The following is a 550-nucleotide window of genomic DNA, read 5'->3' on the forward strand; positions in this document are numbered from 1 at the left end:
TCCGCTCCAATTTTGCCGGGGTGGCGGAACTGGCAGACGCACAGGACTTAAAATCCTGCGGTAGGTGACTACCGTACCGGTTCGATTCCGGTTCTCGGCACCACTTAAAAATATATGCGCCCGTAGCTCAATTGGATAGAGCGTCTGACTACGGATCAGAAGGTTGTGGATTCGACTTCTGCCGGGCGCGCCATTATATATTCACGGGAAGTAGCTCAGCTTGGTAGAGCACTTGGTTTGGGACCAAGGGGTCGCAGGTTCGAATCCTGTCTTCCCGACCACTTTTTAATGGGGCCTTAGCTCAGCTGGGAGAGCGCCTGCCTTGCACGCAGGAGGTCAGCGGTTCGATCCCGCTAGGCTCCACCATATGAACCTTGAAAACTGAACAGCAAAACGTCAACAATAAAGTCTGAACTCGACCTCGTCGGGAAGAGGACAAACACGAATCTTCGGATTCAAAATTGACATCTTAAATGATGCCAGCAAGAAACTCGAGCTATTCGAATTTCTCTTTTATGGAGAGTTTGATCCTGGCTCAGGACGAACGCTG

General features: G+C 50.9%; 4 tRNA genes. All 4 read left to right on the plus strand.

Going from position 1 to position 550, the window contains the following annotated elements:
• The first annotated feature begins 14 nt into the window (after positions 1-14).
• A tRNA-Leu gene (locus L7D49_RS00050) sits at positions 15-103 on the plus strand.
• Between the two features lie 13 nt (positions 104-116).
• Positions 117-193: transfer RNA gene (locus L7D49_RS00055), tRNA-Arg, on the plus strand.
• Between the two features lie 11 nt (positions 194-204).
• A tRNA-Pro gene (locus tag L7D49_RS00060) sits at positions 205-281 on the plus strand.
• Positions 282-290: 9 nt separating this feature from the next.
• Positions 291-366: transfer RNA gene (locus tag L7D49_RS00065), tRNA-Ala, on the plus strand.
• Positions 367-550 lie beyond the last annotated feature (184 nt).

This window comes from Sporosarcina cyprini (genome assembly GCF_022048975.1).
GTDB lineage: Bacteria > Bacillota > Bacilli > Bacillales_A > Planococcaceae > Sporosarcina > Sporosarcina cyprini.